The organism is Proteiniborus ethanoligenes, from assembly GCF_900107485.1.
Classification (GTDB): domain Bacteria; phylum Bacillota; class Clostridia; order Tissierellales; family Proteiniboraceae; genus Proteiniborus; species Proteiniborus ethanoligenes.
This window is the reverse complement of sequence record NZ_FNQE01000026.1, coordinates 1-17,590: the sequence shown is the minus strand read 5'-3', so window position 1 is coordinate 17,590 and position 17,590 is coordinate 1. Positions and strand designations below refer to the sequence as shown.

General features: G+C 32.2%; 19 protein-coding genes. 16 read left to right on the top strand and 3 right to left on the bottom strand.

The window, feature by feature from the left end; genetic code table 11:
* Positions 1 to 32 precede the first annotated feature (32 nt).
* On the bottom strand, positions 33 to 644 hold the full coding sequence (locus BLV37_RS11030; RefSeq protein ID WP_091731337.1) for a DNA-3-methyladenine glycosylase: 612 nt from the start codon (positions 642 to 644) through the stop codon (positions 33 to 35).
* Positions 645 to 905: 261 nt separating this feature from the next.
* Between BLV37_RS11030 and BLV37_RS11025 the strand changes: the two genes are divergently transcribed.
* On the top strand, positions 906 to 1,403 hold the full coding sequence (locus tag BLV37_RS11025) for a GAF domain-containing protein (protein ID WP_091731334.1): 498 nt from the start codon (positions 906 to 908) through the stop codon (positions 1,401 to 1,403).
* Positions 1,404 to 1,510: 107 nt separating this feature from the next.
* Here the strand turns inward: BLV37_RS11025 and BLV37_RS11020 are convergent, their stop codons facing one another.
* Positions 1,511 to 3,124: a DEAD/DEAH box helicase gene (locus BLV37_RS11020; RefSeq protein WP_091731331.1), complete on the bottom strand. Its 1,614-nt coding sequence runs from the start codon at positions 3,122 to 3,124 to the stop codon at positions 1,511 to 1,513.
* Between the two features lie 400 nt (positions 3,125 to 3,524).
* On the opposite strand from BLV37_RS11020, the gene BLV37_RS11015 reads away from it, so the two are divergent.
* The 14 genes from BLV37_RS11015 to trmB all read left to right on the top strand — a co-directional run bounded on the left by BLV37_RS11015 (position 3,525) and on the right by trmB (position 16,967).
* Positions 3,525 to 5,804: an ATP-dependent Clp protease ATP-binding subunit gene (locus BLV37_RS11015; RefSeq protein WP_091731329.1), complete on the top strand. Its 2,280-nt coding sequence runs from the start codon at positions 3,525 to 3,527 to the stop codon at positions 5,802 to 5,804.
* 123 nt (positions 5,805 to 5,927) lie between these two features.
* Positions 5,928 to 6,605 carry an L-serine ammonia-lyase, iron-sulfur-dependent subunit beta gene (gene sdaAB / locus BLV37_RS11010; protein ID WP_091731326.1) on the top strand — a complete coding sequence of 226 codons (678 nt, stop codon included), beginning with the start codon at positions 5,928 to 5,930 and terminating at the stop codon, positions 6,603 to 6,605.
* A 4-nt stretch (positions 6,606 to 6,609) separates the two neighbouring features.
* Entirely contained in the window at positions 6,610 to 7,482 is an 873-nt protein-coding gene (gene sdaAA, locus BLV37_RS11005) for an L-serine ammonia-lyase, iron-sulfur-dependent, subunit alpha (RefSeq protein ID WP_091731324.1), read from the top strand.
* A gap of 4 nt (positions 7,483 to 7,486) precedes the next feature.
* Positions 7,487 to 8,590 (top strand): tRNA 2-thiouridine(34) synthase MnmA, encoded by a 1,104-nt coding sequence (gene mnmA, locus BLV37_RS11000; protein ID WP_280140142.1) that lies wholly within the window; start codon positions 7,487 to 7,489, stop codon positions 8,588 to 8,590.
* A gap of 46 nt (positions 8,591 to 8,636) precedes the next feature.
* Positions 8,637 to 10,085: an aminoacyl-histidine dipeptidase gene (locus BLV37_RS10995; RefSeq protein ID WP_342026619.1), complete on the top strand. Its 1,449-nt coding sequence runs from the start codon at positions 8,637 to 8,639 to the stop codon at positions 10,083 to 10,085.
* Positions 10,086 to 10,198: 113 nt separating this feature from the next.
* Complete coding sequence (locus BLV37_RS10990) at positions 10,199 to 10,552, top strand: DUF1292 domain-containing protein (protein WP_091731320.1); 354 nt, start codon at positions 10,199 to 10,201, stop codon at positions 10,550 to 10,552.
* A 73-nt stretch (positions 10,553 to 10,625) separates the two neighbouring features.
* A complete protein-coding gene (locus tag BLV37_RS10985) occupies positions 10,626 to 11,927 on the top strand; it encodes a M18 family aminopeptidase (RefSeq protein WP_091731317.1) in 1,302 nt (433 codons plus the stop codon).
* Between the two features lie 37 nt (positions 11,928 to 11,964).
* Positions 11,965 to 12,609: a regulatory protein RecX gene (locus BLV37_RS10980; RefSeq protein ID WP_091731314.1), complete on the top strand. Its 645-nt coding sequence runs from the start codon at positions 11,965 to 11,967 to the stop codon at positions 12,607 to 12,609.
* Positions 12,610 to 12,630: 21 nt separating this feature from the next.
* Positions 12,631 to 13,467, top strand: a complete 837-nt coding sequence (locus BLV37_RS10975; protein WP_091731311.1) for an HAD family hydrolase — start codon at positions 12,631 to 12,633, stop codon at positions 13,465 to 13,467.
* Between the two features lie 88 nt (positions 13,468 to 13,555).
* The gene (locus tag BLV37_RS10970) at positions 13,556 to 13,744 is read left to right on the top strand and encodes a DUF378 domain-containing protein (RefSeq protein WP_091731308.1); all 189 of its coding nucleotides are present in this window, start codon (positions 13,556 to 13,558) and stop codon (positions 13,742 to 13,744) included.
* Positions 13,745 to 13,977: 233 nt separating this feature from the next.
* Positions 13,978 to 14,724, top strand: a complete 747-nt coding sequence (locus tag BLV37_RS10965) for a peptidylprolyl isomerase (protein WP_091731306.1) — start codon at positions 13,978 to 13,980, stop codon at positions 14,722 to 14,724.
* A gap of 45 nt (positions 14,725 to 14,769) precedes the next feature.
* The gene (mnmL, locus tag BLV37_RS10960; RefSeq protein WP_091731302.1) at positions 14,770 to 15,726 is read left to right on the top strand and encodes a tRNA modification radical SAM protein MnmL/YtqA; all 957 of its coding nucleotides are present in this window, start codon (positions 14,770 to 14,772) and stop codon (positions 15,724 to 15,726) included.
* An 82-nt stretch (positions 15,727 to 15,808) separates the two neighbouring features.
* Positions 15,809 to 16,225, top strand: a complete 417-nt coding sequence (locus tag BLV37_RS10955; RefSeq protein WP_091731300.1) for a hypothetical protein — start codon at positions 15,809 to 15,811, stop codon at positions 16,223 to 16,225.
* Positions 16,226 to 16,328: 103 nt separating this feature from the next.
* Positions 16,329 to 16,967, top strand: coding sequence for a tRNA (guanosine(46)-N7)-methyltransferase TrmB (gene trmB, locus BLV37_RS10950; protein WP_091731297.1), 639 nt, complete (start codon positions 16,329 to 16,331; stop codon positions 16,965 to 16,967).
* 36 nt (positions 16,968 to 17,003) lie between these two features.
* On the opposite strand, the gene BLV37_RS10945 is transcribed toward trmB, so the two are convergent.
* Positions 17,004 to 17,177, bottom strand: coding sequence for a DUF1540 domain-containing protein (locus tag BLV37_RS10945; protein ID WP_091731294.1), 174 nt, complete (start codon positions 17,175 to 17,177; stop codon positions 17,004 to 17,006).
* Positions 17,178 to 17,367: 190 nt separating this feature from the next.
* On the opposite strand from BLV37_RS10945, the gene BLV37_RS10940 reads away from it, so the two are divergent.
* The coding region (locus tag BLV37_RS10940; protein ID WP_208975258.1) for a hypothetical protein at positions 17,368 to 17,590 on the top strand (223 nt) is incomplete at its 3' end.

The window sequence follows — 17,590 nt, the reverse complement described above, 5'->3', positions numbered from 1 at the left end:
ATTTGTGTTGCGAGACTTTGATTTATTTATAATCAGGGTACACTAACAAATTTATTATCCTTAATATAAAATCTCCATAGAAAATCCCTTGCTTCTTCAGCATAATCTATACCTATCCTCTTTGTTTCTACTATATCAAAAGAAACTTCTTTTACAGAGCAAATATAAAGTCTATTTCCAGTTAAATCTTCACCATTTATATCCCTAGTTATTCCTAAGGCCTGACATAGTTTACCAGGCCCGTTAGTTAAAGCTATAATTTGAGAACCTTTCAATTTCTCATAGGGCTTATTAAATCTATTCAATGACATTGCTTCCAGACCTTCTATTGGCTCTAATCCCCTTATAAGAACTGCTTGGGCTATTTCTTTTTCTGCCGCCACTACATTAAAGCAATTATACATACCATAAATCAAATATACATATGCATGCCCTTCTTCTCCATACATGGCCTCTGTTCTAGGAGTTCTTCTACCATTATAGGTATGTGCCGCCTTATCATTAAAGCCCATATAAGCTTCTGTTTCTACTATTTTCCCTACTAACCTTTCAGAGTCAGTATTAAACACTAAATACTTACCTAATAAATCCTTCGCAAGAACTAAAGCGCTTTTATTGTAAAAACTTCGCTCCAATTTTTTCATAACATCACCTTCCTTAGGTACATTAATTTTTTTCTTTTGAATTTTAGACTAAAGACAATCTATATTAAAGAGTCTCAAAATTTGAAGGGAACCAGGGTTTTGAGACTTTGCTTACAAGGCAAGATTCTATTCCTTATATAATTATTATAGCATTTTGTAATTATAATATTAGTGAATTACCATAATCTAAATGGTATAATGATTAATGAACATAATAAAACCCTAATATTACTTGAGATTATAGGGAAAGGAGATATTTCTATGATTAAACTAAAGGGTATTGAAAAAATGAATGATAAACAAAGGCTAGACTATTTACTTCTGACTCTAGAAGGGCAATTAAGCTCTGAAAAAGATCCTCTAGCTAACCTTTCAAATGCTTCTGCACTTATATATGCTATTATAGATAGACTTAATTGGGCAGGGTTTTATTTGTTGAGGGGAGAAGAGCTAGTACTAGGTCCTTTTCAAGGGCTGCCAGCATGTAATAGAATTAAGCTTAGTGCAGGAGTATGTGGTGCGGCAGCAAGAACAAGAGAGACTCAAATTGTGCCAAATGTGCATAATTTCCCGGGACATATTGCCTGTGATTCAGCATCAAACTCTGAGCTGGTTGTTCCAATAGTAAAGGATAATAAGGTCTATGGAGTTCTTGATTTAGATAGTCCTGAATTTGATAGATTTACAGAGCTAGAAGGAGAATATTTTGAGAGATTTGTTGAAAAGCTTAATCAATACATAGATTGGAACAAAATATAATACAGAAAGTTTCTATCTAGTTATTAATAAACCCTTCCGTAATAATCATGCTGTTCAAAGCCACAGAGCTTATGAACAGTATGATTATTAAGAAGGGTTTTAATTTATTATTTTCTATTAGCCTTTTCTACAGTTAGCTTTTTTCCTTTTATTCTAAAGTTTTTTGATGGAGATAATACTTCATCAACATATTCATAAGGAATATCTACAAAAGAAAATTTATCAAATATATCTATAGCACCTATTAATTTACCGGAAAGACTAGTTCTAGATGCAATAGCCTCTACTATATGCTTTGGCTGTATTCTGTCTTTTCTACCCATGTTTACGAATAGTCTAACCATTCCTTTTTCCGCACCAGTATCTTCATAGTTATATGTATCAGCTTGAGAAAAATCATTTTTACTATTCTGAGTGACTAAAGTTTTTAATAATGCTGCTGCTATGTCTATAGTAGTTATATAGTTCTCTTGATTTTCTAGGTGAACATCTTCAAGAATTTTGTCAATATATCCTACATATTTGCCAAGATTATTTTTAGCTATAACATTTTTTAAGTCCTTTAATACATTGTTGACTTTACTTTCTTCAATATCAGATAGTGAAGGTGGCTTCATAAGAACTATTTTTGATTTAGTGTATCTTTGGATATCTTTTAATCTGTAAAATTCTCTTCCAGCTACAAAAGTATAAGCTACACCAGTTTTGCCAGCTCTACCAGTTCTACCAATTCTGTGAACATAATACTCTTCGTCATTAGGGATATCGTAGTTAAACACTGCTTCAACATTATCTACATCAATACCACGTGCAGCCACATCAGTAGCAACTAATATTTCAATAGACCCATTTCTAAATCTAGACATTACTCTGTCACGTTGTGATTGCTTCATATCTCCATGGAGTGCTTCAGCCATATATCCTCTAGATTGAAGACTGGAAGTAAGTTCATCTACTCGTTTTTTTGTGTTACAAAATACAAGAGACAGCTTTATACCCTCTTTATCAATTATTCTAGATAAAAGATCTAATTTTGATGCTTCCCTAACCTCCAAATAATATTGCTCAATATTTGGTACAGTAAGTTCTTTATGAACAGCCTTAACCAAAACTGCATCCTTTTGATATTTAGCTGTTAAATCCATTATTTCCTTAGACATAGTAGCAGAGAAAAGAATTGTTTGCCTTTCTTGTGGTACCTTCTCTAAAATCTCGTCAATATCTTCTCTAAATCCCATATTTAACATTTCATCTGCTTCATCTAAGATTACCATTTTTAAGTCTACAAGCTTAATAGTACGCCTTCTCATATGGTCCATCAATCTTCCTGGAGTTCCAATAATAATCTGTGGGCGTTTTTTTAACGCAGCTATTTGACGCTCGATAGGTTGACCACCATATACAGGTAATATTCTAATACCTTTTTTGTATTTTGATACTTCCTTTAATTCCTCAGATATTTGTATAGCTAATTCTCTAGTAGGAGATAAGATTAATGCTTGTATATTTTCATTACTTGGTTCTACCATTTCAATAGTAGGTATACCAAAAGCACATGTTTTTCCCGTACCAGTTTGAGCTTGACCTATAACATCCTTTCCATCCATTATATGAGGAATAGATTGAGATTGTATTGGTGTTGCCTCCTCAAATCCCATTTCACTTACTGCTTTTTCTATCTCTTTAGATAGATTTAATTCTCCAAAAACTAAATTCTTCATAATTCATTCCCTTTTCTCTATATTTTTATAACGAATAGGAAAGTTCTCCTTTGATTTATTTTAAAAGAACCTTCCGTCAATTAATAGTATAAACAAAAATCATATATAAAATAAGTATAATTAACTATTTTTTTCAAACTTCATGTTTAAACCATACTAATTATATTTGATTTCATTTACAATAGCAACAAAAATTATCACACTTTGTGTTTTCATAAATAAACCTTGCATATATAGTTATAAGTATATGTTATAATGTAATAGTAAAAAAAACAAACAAGAAATTCTTTTAGTAGTATTCAGGAATAGAAAATAATATTTAGCCCACCCAAATAAGGGTATAAAATATGATATACTATATTAATATTGCAATTTCACATAGAAAGTAGAGGTGGTTTAGATGAAGTTGTGTTCTATATGCAAAAAAAATGTTGCAGTTATGCTTACAACAAAAATAGAAAATGGGAAAACTGAAATTACTGGAATATGTATGGAATGTGCGAAAAAAATGGGACTTCCAGTTATAGACCAATTAATTGGGCAGATGAATATGAAACCTGAGGAGATTGAAAATATTACAAATCAAATGAATTCTATTCTTCAAAATATGGAGGATGGAGACTTTGAAAATATAGAATCAGAGAATCCTTTTTTAAGCATATTAAAAGATATTGTTCCAGATAAAAAGGAAGAATATGAGCCAAAGGCTAAAAGCATAGATTCTGAAATCAAGGAAAAAGATTCCAGTGCAAAAGCAGAGAAAAAACCTTCTAGAAAAAAGAAGAAATATTTAGATACCTATGGTACAAATTTAACAGATAAAGCAATGGACAAACAGATAGATAAAATAATAGGAAGAAATAGAGAAATAGATAGAGTTATTCAAATATTAAATAGAAGAACAAAAAATAACCCTGTGCTAATTGGTGAGCCTGGAGTTGGTAAAACTGCAATAGCAGAAGGCTTAGCAGTTAAAATAGTTGACAAACAAGTTCCAGCAAAGCTATTTGATGCAGAAATATATTTACTAGACTTAACGGCTATTGTAGCTGGAACTCAGTTTAGAGGCCAATTCGAAGGGCGTATGAAGGCTATTATTGATGAAGCAAAAGAGTTTGGGAATATAATATTAGTTATTGATGAAATTCATAATATTATGGGTGCTGGAGAAGTTCATGGAGGAGTTATGAATGCGGCTAATATTCTTAAGCCTTCACTTGCAAATGGAGAAATACAAGTTATAGGAACTACAACATTAGAAGAATATAGAAAGCATATAGAAAAGGATTCTGCATTAGAACGAAGATTTCAACCAGTTCTTGTTGAAGAGCCTACTATTGACGAAGCAATCGAAATATTAAAGGGAATAAAGGGATACTATGAAGATTATCATAAGGTTCAGATACCTGATGATGTCATAGATACAGCTGTTAGACTTTCTGAAAGATATATTTCCGATAGATTTTTGCCTGACAAAGCTATTGATGTAATTGATGAAGCGGGCTCAAGAGTAAACTTAAGAAATCAAGGATTTGTTGAGCTAGAGGTATTAAAGGAAGATTTAAAGAAGGTACAGGAGCTAAAAGAAGCTGCTGCTAATTCTGACAATTATGAAAAAGCAGCAGAATATAAAATGGAAGAGTATAGAATAGAGGATAAGATTAAGAAAATAGAAAAAGAATGCTGTGAAATCCAAGTAACCTTTGATGACATTGCTTATGTAATAGAAGCTTGGACTAAGATACCTGTACAGAGAATCACTAAAGAGGAAGCAGCTAAGCTTTTAAGCCTAGAAGATATCCTACACAAAAGAGTTGTTGGACAGCATGAAGCAATAGTGAGCTTGTCTAAGGCAATACGAAGAAACCGTTCAGGCTTTAGGAAAAAGAAAAAGCCAGCATCCTTCATATTTGTTGGACCTACGGGAGTAGGGAAAACAGAGCTTGCTAAGGCACTTGCCTGTGAACTTTTTGGTAGCGAAGAAGCAATGATACGTATAGACATGTCAGAATTTATGGAAAAACATACAGTATCAAAGCTTATAGGAGCACCTCCAGGATATATTGGCTATGATGAAGGAGGACAGCTAACTGAAAAGGTTAGAAGAAAACCATATTCCGTTATTTTATTAGATGAAATAGAAAAAGCACATCCAGATGTATTTAATATGCTTCTTCAAATATTAGAGGATGGGAGACTAACAGATAGTCAGGGTAGAACTGTTTTCTTTGAAAATACTGTTATTATCATGACATCCAATGCTGGAACGAGCTTTAACACAAGCACATTTGGATTTGCTGGAGATGGGTATGTAGCTTTAGAAAGCAGAGTAAATGACGCCTTAAAGCAAGCCTTTAGACCAGAGTTCTTAAACAGAGTAGATGAAACCATTGTATTTACGCATCTTTCTAATGAAGAACTACGTCAAATAGTAGATTTAATGCTTAAAGAAGTGGTTGGGGACGTAGAAGAAAAGGGCTTTAATCTCTATGTATCAGATGAGGCTAAGGATTTACTAGTTAAAAAAGGGTATGATCAGAAATATGGTGCTCGTCCATTAAGAAGAGCTATACAAAGATATATAGAAGATGAAATAGCAGAATTGTATTTAAAGGATAAATTTAAGGATGGATATACTATAAATATAGATGTAGAAGATGATAAGATAGTTGTAAAGTAAGCTGCTGAAAAATTCAGCAGTTTGTTTTTTAAAGACATAGCTTTTTACCTTGTAGTAGTAAATATATTATGGTAGAATTCAAAAAAACACATTAAAATTCATATAAGGAGAGTATGAATATTTATGAAAGAATATAGCATGTTTGACATATTAGGACCTATTATGGTAGGACCTTCTAGTTCACATACAGCAGGAGCAGCTAGGCTTGGAAAAGTTGCTAAATATATTGCAGGTGAAGATATCGAATCTGTAACCTTCTATCTTCATGGTTCTTTTGCTAAAACCTACAAGGGACATGGTACAGATAAAGCATTAGTAGCTGGAATTCTTGGTATGGAGCCATATGATGAAAGATTGAAAAGTTCATTACAAATAGCAGAGGAAAAAAATATTAAAGTTTCATTCCAGGAAGCGGACCTAGGGAATCAACATGAAAACACTGTAAAAATTGTATTTAATAAAAAAGAAGGAAGCAAAACGGAGGTCACAGGCTCATCTATAGGTGGAGGAAATATAATAATTACAAATGTAGATGGTTATAATGTTAAAATAACAGGAGATCATCCTACTCTAATTATTGTGCAAAATGATAAAAAAGGGATTATAAGCAGTGTTACTACATGCCTTTCACAAAACAATATTAATATAGGAATAATGAAGGTTAAAAGAAAGAAAAAGGGTGTAGAGGCTTCTATGATTATTGAAACAGATGATGAAATCACTGAAGAAGTAATATCTAAGCTGAATAGTATGGAGGATGTTATTTCTGTAAAAGTGATTAATCCAGTTAAGGAGAGGTGATAATGTGTATAACCATGGATACGAGCTACTTAAATTAGCAGAAGAACAAAATAGTAAAATATCTCAAATAGCAGTAAAGAGAGAATGTGAGCTTACTGAACTATCAGAATCAGAGTTAAGAGATAGGATGAAAAATGTTTTAGATGTAATGATAAATTCATCAACAAAGAGCATAGAAGAAGAAGTTAAATCAGTAGGTGGAATTATTGGAGGAGATGCAAAAAGAGTTGATATCTATAGGAAAAAGAGAAAAACAATTTGTGGTGATGTGATTAATAGAGCCATGGCTAGAGCCTTATCATGCTCAGAAGTTAATGCTGCAATGGGAAGGATATGTGCAGCTCCTACTGCTGGCTCCTGTGGCATTATTCCTGCTACTATTATTACTGTTGCAGAAGAGCTAGGATTAAACCAAGAAGCTATGATAGATGCTATGTTCACATCTGCAGGAATAGGGACTATAATAGCACAAAATGCTACGGTATCAGGTGCCGAAGGTGGTTGCCAAGCAGAGTGTGGTTCAGCAGCGGCTATGGCCGCAGCTGCTATAGTAGAAATGGCAGGTGGAACACCAGAAATGTGTCTTAATGGGGCTGCTATTGCTTTAAAAAATATTTTAGGCTTAGTATGTGATCCAATAGCTGGTCTTGTAGAAGCTCCTTGTGCCAAAAGAAATGCTTCTGGTGCTGCAAATGCAATGATTTCAGCAGACTTAGCATTAGCAGGAGTTAAGAGTATAATTCCATTTGATGAAGTAGTAGAAGCTATGTATAAAGTAGGTAGATCACTCCCTATAGAGTTAAGGGAGACTGCTTTAGGAGGACTAGCTGCAACAGAAACAGGAAAAATGATAAATAAAAGGATTTTTGGAGAGTAAAGGGATGACATTGATGAATAATAATAATAACATTAAAGTAGTAGTAGGCATGTCTGGAGGTGTAGATTCTTCAGTAGCTGCATATATATTGAAAGAGCAGGGATATGATGTATTAGGCATATTCATGAAAAACTGGGATGAATCTGATGAAAATGGAGTATGTACTGCAGAAAAAGATTATGAAGATGTGAGGAGAGTCTCTGCACAATTAGACATACCATACTATACAGTAAATTTTACAAAGGAATATTGGGACAGAGTATTTTCATATTTTCTTGAGGAATATAAAAAAGGAAGAACACCTAATCCGGATGTTATGTGTAATAAGGAAATAAAATTCAAAGCCTTTTTAGAATATGCCTTAAAGCTTGGCGCAGACTATATTGCAACAGGTCATTATGCTAGAGTAGATTATACAGATGGAGAGTATAAACTTTTAAGAGGAGTAGACAATAATAAAGATCAAACATATTTCCTATGTACATTAGGTCAATATCAATTATCAAAAAGTATGTTTCCTATTGGGCAGTTAGAAAAATCAGAGGTTAGAAGTATTGCAGAAGAACAAGGATTTGTAACTGCAGATAAAAAGGATAGTACGGGCATATGCTTTATAGGTGAAAGAAATTTTGACGAATTTTTAGACAAATATCTTCCTGCTCAACCTGGAGATATTATGTCTTTAGATGGTGAAGTATTAGGAAAGCATAGTGGATTGATGCATTACACATTAGGTCAAAGAAAAGGATTAGGCATAGGTGGCGTTGGCAGTGGGGAGCCATGGTTTGTTGCAGACAAGGATTTGGAAAAGAATATTCTATATGTTGTTCAAGGAGATAAACATCCTATGCTATATTCTAATGGACTTTTAGCTACTGACCTTCACTGGGTAAGTCATAGACCAAAGGCAGAAATCTTCAATTGCACTGCAAAATTCAGATATAGACAGCAGGACAATGAAGTAACAGTGTATTTAACTGGTGATAATACATGTAAGGTCATGTTTAAGAAGCCTCAAAAGGCTGTGACACCTGGTCAGGCAGTAGTATTCTACAATGGGGATGAATGTTTAGGTGGAGGAACAATTGACGAAATAATAAGAGAATAAAATAGACTTAAAATCATAATTAGAGGGAGATGATGAATTGAGTACGGTGCTTAATAATCTTGAACCAAAGGCTGTATTTAGTTTTTTTGAGGATTTAACTCAAATACCGAGATGCTCTGGAAATGAAAAGAGAGTAAGTGATTATTTAGTTGATTTTGCAAGAAAGCGTAAACTAGAAGTAATACAAGACGAAGCATTAAATGTTATTATAAAGAAGCCTGGAACTAAGGGATATGAAAATGCTCCAGTAGTGATTCTACAAGGACATATGGACATGGTTTGCGAAAAAAATAATGATACGGAGCATGATTTTTCTTCTGAACCATTGAAGCTGCGAATTGAAGATGACTTAGTCATGGCCACAGGCACTACATTAGGTGCAGATAATGGTATTGCAGTAGCTTATGCATTAGCTATTCTCGATTCAGATACAATTTCTCATCCACCATTAGAAGTCCTTATAACTACTGAAGAAGAAACTGGTATGGGTGGAGCAAATAACCTAGACCCTAATAATTTAAAAGGTAAGATATTAATAAATATGGACTCAGAGGAAGAGGGAACCCTATTAGTAAGCTGTGCAGGTGGAATAAAAAGTAGAATTAGTATACCTATTGAATGGGATAAACCATTAGAGGACTTAGTCCAGTACGAGCTAAGAGTTAGAGGATTAAAAGGCGGACATTCTGGAATAGATATTAATAAAGAGAGAGGTAACTCTAACAAGATTTTAGGTAGAATAATATACAATATATCCCAAAATAAGCCAATATACTTAGCTCAAATCAATGGTGGAGCAAAAATGAATGCCATACCAAGAGAAAGTGATGCAGTAGTATTAGTAAGTAGTAAGGACAAGGAAAGCTTTGAAAATGAAATAAAAGAGTGGAATAAGATAATCAGGCATGAATTAAAGGCAGTAGATCCAGATGTTACAGTTGAGCTAAATATGTCGAGCTCTAATTATGATAGGATATTCTCTAAGGAAACTATGGAAAAGGTTATAACGGCATTAGTGTTGATTCCTAATGGGGTTCAAACCATGAGCATGGAAATACAAGGTTTAGTTCAGAGTTCTACAAACTTAGGCGTTGTGACTACTAAAGAAAATGAAGTCATACTTGAAAACGCCATTAGAAGTTCAGTTAGAACATTGAAGCTAGATGTTGTCAGAAAGCTAGAGGCATTGGCTAAGCTAATCAACGCTAATATTGTAAATGATGGTGATTATCCTGCTTGGGAGTATAGAGAAGACTCATATATTAGACAGGTGTTTGTAAACTGCTATAAAAAAATCCATGGAAAAGAACCAAAAATCACAGCAATTCATGCAGGCCTTGAATGTGGACTATTTGATGAAAAACTGGATAATGTTGATATGATATCTTTAGGACCAAATATGTCTGATGTCCATACTCCAAATGAACGTTTAAGTATTTCATCAACTAGAAGAGTTTGGGAATATTTGCTAGAGGTATTGAAAGAGATTAAGTAGTATGAATAATTTTTAGTTTTTTTGCTAGAAACTATATACTAATATTAGTAAATAATATATTATAAGAGTATACATTACATATGTATAAATAATTTATAAAGGAGAATAAAAATATGACTGATAATAAACATAAAGATGGTTGTGGCTGTGATCACAATCATGATCATAATGACTGTGGGTGTGACCATGATCATATGGAAATAATGCATTTATCTTTAGATGATGGAACAGAAATGGAATGTCAGGTTGTAGGTATATTTGGTGTAGAAGATAAGGAGTACATAGCTCTTCTTCCATTAGATGAAGAAAGTGTTCTACTTTACGGCTACAATGAAACAGAAGAAGGAGTAGAACTGTTAAATATTGAAGATGATAGTGAATATGATCTTGTAGTAGAGGCTTTCTACGAGCTATTCAGTGATGACGAAGAATATGAAGATGATTATGATGAGGATGAAGAAGAATAATATATAAGAAATATAAGTACTTCGGGATAAAAACGAAGTACTTATATTTTATAACTATATGGAGGGATATAATATGACAAAGGAACAAGTTTTTGCAAAAGAGCTTATTGATTTTATATATGATAGCCCAAGTAATTTTCATGTAGTAGAAAATATAAAGGATAAGTTAAATAAAAAAGGCTTTAAAGAGCTTAATATTAGAGATAGATGGAATATAGAAAAGGGTGGTAAATATTATATAGTTAAAAATGGTACAGCCATTATATCCTTAGTAATAGGTCAAGGTGAAATAGAGGAAGATGGATTTAGAATAATAGGTGCCCATACAGATGCTCCAACCTTTAGAATAAAGCCAAGCCCAGAAATCCTTGTTGAAAATAATTATCTAAAGCTTAATGTAGAGGCCTACGGTGGTCCTATATTATCAACCTGGCTAGATAGACCCTTAGGCTTAGCAGGAAGAGTTTCCTTAAAAGCACAAAACCCACTATATCCAGCTACAAGACTTTTGAATATTAATAGACCAGTCCTTATAATACCTAATCTTGCTATACACATGAATAGAAAAGTAAATGAAGGAGTAGAGCTAAACAAGCAAAAGGATATGCTACCATTAGTATCCTTAATCAATGAAGAATTTTCAAAAAACAATTTTTTAATAAAATTAATAGCAAAAGAGTTAAATGTAGAAGCTGATGAAATAATAGATTTTGACATATTCCTATATGAATTTGAAAAAGGAAGCATTGTTGGATTAAATAATGATTTTATTTCATGTGGCAGGTTAGATGACCTAGCTATGGTACATGCTGGTATAGAGGCAATAGGAGAATGTAATCCATCAAATGCTACAAATGTAATGGTATGCTTTGATAATGAAGAAGTTGGAAGTAGCACAAAACAGGGAGCAGATTCCCCAATGCTTAGAACTGTACTAGAAAGAGTAGTATATGCACTTGGCAAAGATAAAGAGGATTTCTTTAGAGCATTATATAGTTCATTTATTATTTCTGCAGACATGGCCCATGCACTTCATCCAAATCACACAGACGTTCACGATCCTACAAACAGACCTATTATTAACAAAGGACCTGTAATAAAGATTAATGCAAATCAAGCATACACAACTGATAGCAATTCAAGTGCTGTTTACGAAATGATATGTGAAAAAGCAGAAATCCCTGTTCAAAAATTTGTGAATCGCTCTGATTTAAGAGGTGGCTCCACTATTGGACCAATTTCATCTACACATATTGATATTCCTTCTGTGGACATAGGTAACCCAATGCTTTCAATGCATTCCATAAGAGAATTAGGAGGAGTATTAGATCATTATTACATTAAAAAATCCTTTGATGAGTTTTATAAGATATAACTGTTTTTTGGCTTATGTAAAGCAAAGGGTGATTTAAATGTCTATTATAACAAAAATTGAACGGCAAAAAAAGAATATTAGAAGATATTCAATTTATCTAGACCAGGAGTATTCTTTTTCTGTCAGTGAAGATACATTAATAAAGCTAGGGTTAAAAAAAGACATGATTGTTGATAGAAATCAAATAGACAATATTTTAAAGCAAGAGGATAATAACGCCTGTAAATCCTATGGGCTAAAATTATTAGGACACAGAGCTAGAAGCGAGAGAGAAATTAGAGATAAGATGTTTAGTAAGGGATATTGCCAAGAACATATTGAGGATGCTATAAAATATTTAAAAGAATTTAAGTACATTGATGATGAAGAATATGCAAAAATCTATATAAAAGATAGAATGAACAGTAAAAAGCTAGGGCATAAACGAATTAAATATGAGCTGTACCAAAAAGGTATTGATAAAACCCTAATCCAAGATAAAATAAATAAGCTTGTTAATGATGATGAAGAATACGAAAGAGCTTTAGAAACAGCTCAAAGAAAAATGAATACCTCTTATAAAAATGATGATAACCAATCAGCCTATAGAAAGCTGGGCGGATTTCTTCAAAGAAAAGGATTTTCAATGGATACTATTATTAAGGTATTAAACAAAGTACTAAAAAGTCAGGATTATGATTAGCATTAAAGGCAAGGTGATAATGTGAAGTACAAGCTTGTAGCTATTGATTTAGATGGAACTTTGCTCACAGAGAAAAAATCAGTACCATCAGAAAATGCAAAGGTATTAAAAGCCTTATCGGATAAGGGCATTGAAATAGTAATTGCAACTGGAAGGCGATATTGGTCAGCTAGGCATTTTATGGAGCAAATAGGCTTAGAATTAATAGTGGTTGCAAACAATGGCTCAATTTTAAGAAATATGAAAGACGATAGCTTAATTTTACAAAAGTATTTAGATAAAGATGATTTTTATACACTTATAAAAGAAGGAAGAAAGAGAAACTTATTTCCAATTATTCATGCAGACCATTTTGACCAAGATTATGACATAATAATAGAGCTAGATAAACAGGATGAAAAATATTCTTCATATCTACATGATATACCCGATAGATATAAAACAATTGAGGATTTACTCCTATACGAAAACCCTAGGGTTTTATCAGTAGTATTCCCTGGAGAGCTAAATAGGCTAAAGGAATTTTATGATGCTCTTAATATGTATTATGATGAAAAGTATTGCTCCCATATATTGACTAGCCTAACTAAAGTTGGACCCATATTGGAAATAATGGGGCCACTAGGGTCTAAATGGAAAACTCTACTTGATTATGCTAAGAAAAAAGGAATAAAAAAAGAAGAAATAATAGCCATTGGTGACGATGACAATGATATAGAAATGATAAAGAATGCAGGGTTAGGAATAGGTATGAAAAACGCATCCCCGGGAGTTAAACAGGTAGCAGATATAATAACAGACAAAACAAATGATGAGCACGGAGTAGGACATATTTTAACTAAAATATTTAATCTCTAGACAAAGAATCATAATAATTGAGAATACCTGAATAATTATTTGGATAACCTAATATATTTTACTAAAGATTAAAACGGGGGGAGTGGCTATGAAAATATTAACAAGTATTGCTTCCATTTTACTTATAATAGGAGCAATCAACTGGGGACTTGTTGGATTGTTTAACTTAGATTTAGTAGAAGCCGTATTTAGAGGAAGAGATACAGCTGCTGCAAGAATAATATATTCTCTTGTAGGGCTGGCAGGAGTTTACACAATCCTATATTTACTCTTTTAAATTGCAATGAGCAACTTTAGTTATCCGAAAGGACAAAGCTTCAAAGCGTACATCTAAAGCTATAAAATCAAATTTTAAAGAATACTTTGAGGCTTTGTTAATATTTTAAAAAGTCTTACCAAAAATATAACCTCGTTTAATAGACATGAGGTTATATTTTTGATAGTATGAAAATGTATATGGCTTGGCATCATACATATATAAATAAGATGAAAAAAGGAGAGTACATTTAGATGAAAGAGACTAAAGTATTAGCTGTAGTAAATGGTAAAGAAATTACAGAACAGCAAGTAGAATTATTTTTACAAAGCTTAGCACCGCAAGTCGCTGCACAATTTAGCGATAAAGAAGGGAAAACAAAGCTTTTAGAAGAGCTTATAAATCAAGAATTATTTTATTTAGATGCTGTAGATAATAAGCTGGAAAATGAGGAGGACTTCGTAAAGGAGTTTAATCATGTTAAGGAAAACCTATTGAAGCAATATGCAGTTGCTAAAATATTAAATGGTATAACTGCTACAGAAGAAGAAATTAAAGATTATTATGAGAAATATAAAGATATGTTTAAAAAGCCTGAAAGTGTCAAAGCAAGCCATATATTAGTTAATGATGAGGAGCAAGCTTTAAATATAATATCAGAGATTAATAAAGGATTGACATTTGCAGAAGCTGCAAAAGAATACTCTACTTGTCCTTCAAAAGCTAATGGTGGAGATCTTGGATATTTCACTAAAGGTAAAATGGTTCCAGAGTTTGAGTCTGCAGCATTTTCAATGGATAAGGATGAAATAAGCCAACCAGTTAAAACTCAATTTGGCTATCATATTATACTAGTAACAGATAAAAAGGAAGCTTCTGAAAGTAATTTAGATGAAATAAGAGGCGAATTAGAAAGACAGATTATAATCACTAAGCAAAATGATGCTTATAAAAATAAAGTACAGGAATTAAACAATAAATATAAAGTTATAATTCAATAGTAAACACTTAGGAGGAAGCTCCTCCTTTTAAAGGAAGGATTAACTATGGAAGAAAGAAATTTCTATAGAGTATATTCAGATTATCTTAGAGAAAAATACGGTACTAAGGTATATAAATTACCTGTAAACTTACCTATTACATGCCCAAATAGAGACGGCTGCCTTGGATATGGAGGATGTATTTTTTGTGGGGAAGAAGGAGCAGGATTTGAAAATCTATCTAACACTATTCCAGTAAAAGAGCAGCTAGAAAAGAACATGGAATATATTAAAGCTAAATACAAGGCTGAAAAATTCATAGCCTATTTTCAAAATTTCTCTAACACATATATGAGTTTATCTCATTTTAAAAAATATATTAAGGATGCTATAATAGACCATATAGTAGAGATAAGTATTTCTACAAGGCCGGATTGTATATCAGATGTGTATCTAGAGTTTCTTGCCCAAATAAGTGAAGAGCATAATATCAATATAACTATCGAGCTTGGATTGCAAACTGTTAATTATCATACATTAAAAACAATAAACAGGGGACATTCTCTAGCAGAATTTATAGACAGTGTATTAAGAATTAAAAAATACGGATTTCGTACCTGTGCCCATATTATACTGAACTTACCCTGGGATAGTATGGAGGATGTAATCGAATGTGCTAAAATATTGTCAGCTCTTTTTGTTGAGGAAATAAAACTTCATTCCTTATATGTAGTTGAGAATACTGTATTAGGAGAAATGTACAAGGAAGGCAAAGTAGGTTTATTGTCTAAAGAAGAATATATAAATAGAGCAATAACTTTTTTAGAATATCTTCATCCTGATATAATAATGCAAAGAATAATAGGCAGAGCACCAGAAGAAAATACTCTTTTTGTAAATTGGAATACGAGCTGGTGGAAAATAAGAGATGAAATAATCCAAGAGATGTGCAGACGAGGAACACAGCAAGGAGTAAAGTGCAATTATCTTAATGGCAGGGCACTCAAAAATATTATGGAATAGTTTGAAAATTTTGAAGGATTTTAGATTTAATTGTAGAATTCTCTTAGTAAGAACTATTAATAATATTTAGGAGGAGATTATGATGGTATCTTTAGTTTGTGGTAGACAAGGCGTTGGAAAAACTAGAAAAATGGTTGACCTAGCTAATGAAGATATTAAGCTATGTAATGGTGATGTTGTGTTTATCGATGCAGATAATAGACAAACATTACAAATTAATTATAAAGTAAGATTTGTTAATGCCATGGATTTCAATATTAAAAATATTGATATGTTCCATGGCTTTTTACGTGGAATAATAAGTAACAATTATGACATTGAAAAAATATACATAGATAGACTATTAAGTATTATAGAATTATCCGAAAATGAGATTTTAGATATTATAGGGGAGCTAGAGAAAATTGGGAATAAATATAATGTTGATTTTGTATTAAGTATTAGCAGAGATAAATTAGAAATTCCTGAAGAGCTACATCAATATGTGATTTTTTCATAAATATTAAGGCTGAACTTTTGTTCAGCTTTTACTTTTGTAATTATAGTTTTTAAGTACAATATAATATATAATTATATATTATATTATTGCAATGGAGGAAGCCATGAGAAGAAGAAAGAAAATAGGAGCAAAAGAAGAATTATTAGAGTTAGAGCATATGCTAATATTGAATCCCGAAGAAAATAAAGGAAATTGGAAGGAGACCCTAGGCAATGAGAGGATACATTTAGAGCTTGGCACAGGAAGAGGACAGTTTATTAATACACTTGCAGAAAAGCATAGGGATATATTTTTTATTGGAGTAGAAATTAAAGAAGAAATACTGTTAGATGCAGTAAAGAAATCTATAGATAGAGAACTAAGCAATGTAAAATATTTATGGTTCGATATAAATGAAATTCTTTCTATTTTTCATGAAAACGAAATAGAAAGACTATATATTAATTTCTGTGATCCCTGGCCTAAAACAAGGCATAGCAAAAGAAGGCTCACTCACAGAAAATTCTTAGAGAAGTATAAAAGAATATTAAAGTCAAATGGAGAGATACATTTTAAAACTGATGGAGAAGAATTATTTGAGTTCTCATTAAATGAGATGCTAGACATGGACTATAAATTAAAAGATGTAAGTTTGAACCTATATAGGGATAAAGAAACAAATACTGTTAAAACAGAATATGAAGAAAAATTCATGAGTCAAGGGAAACCTATATATAGATTAGTAGCAAGGAATTATAAATAAATTGTTTATAGGCAGAAAAGAATTCTGCCTATAAGTTTACTTGAGTGAAGGAGAAAATGTTGCACAGTCTGTTTCTTCAGTTGAGCTTGCATTCCTTGGCTGAATCTCTATCTGCGCTGCACTACAGTAATCCCCTTGAGCATAATAGTGACAAGTGTTAACTACACATTTAACACCATTTAAAGGTTTGTTTGTTTTTTCAACTCTCATTAATTATTCCTCCTTAAAGTAATATTAACTCATTTATTATTGTGTGAAAAATAATCATAAATATTCAGCCTTTAGAATATTTTTGATCTTAGTGTAAAATAATTGTAGGAAAAAATATAAAAAGAATAGCCCCATATGTTATGATGGAAGTGTCAAAGCAACACACCAAAACACAGAGGAGGCTATTCTTATGAATACAATTATACACGAAATAGTAGAAAAAATCACCCTGGATATGAAAAATAATTTAGAGGACCTAATATTAGATAGTAAAGACATTTCTCATTTCATCATAAATACAGGAAAATCCCTAGATGAAATAGGAGTTAAAATAGTGAAGGAAGCTCTAGAAATGCTTGATGAGACCATTAGGGAGTCAAGCACTAGAAAAAAGGAATACTACATTCAAAGAA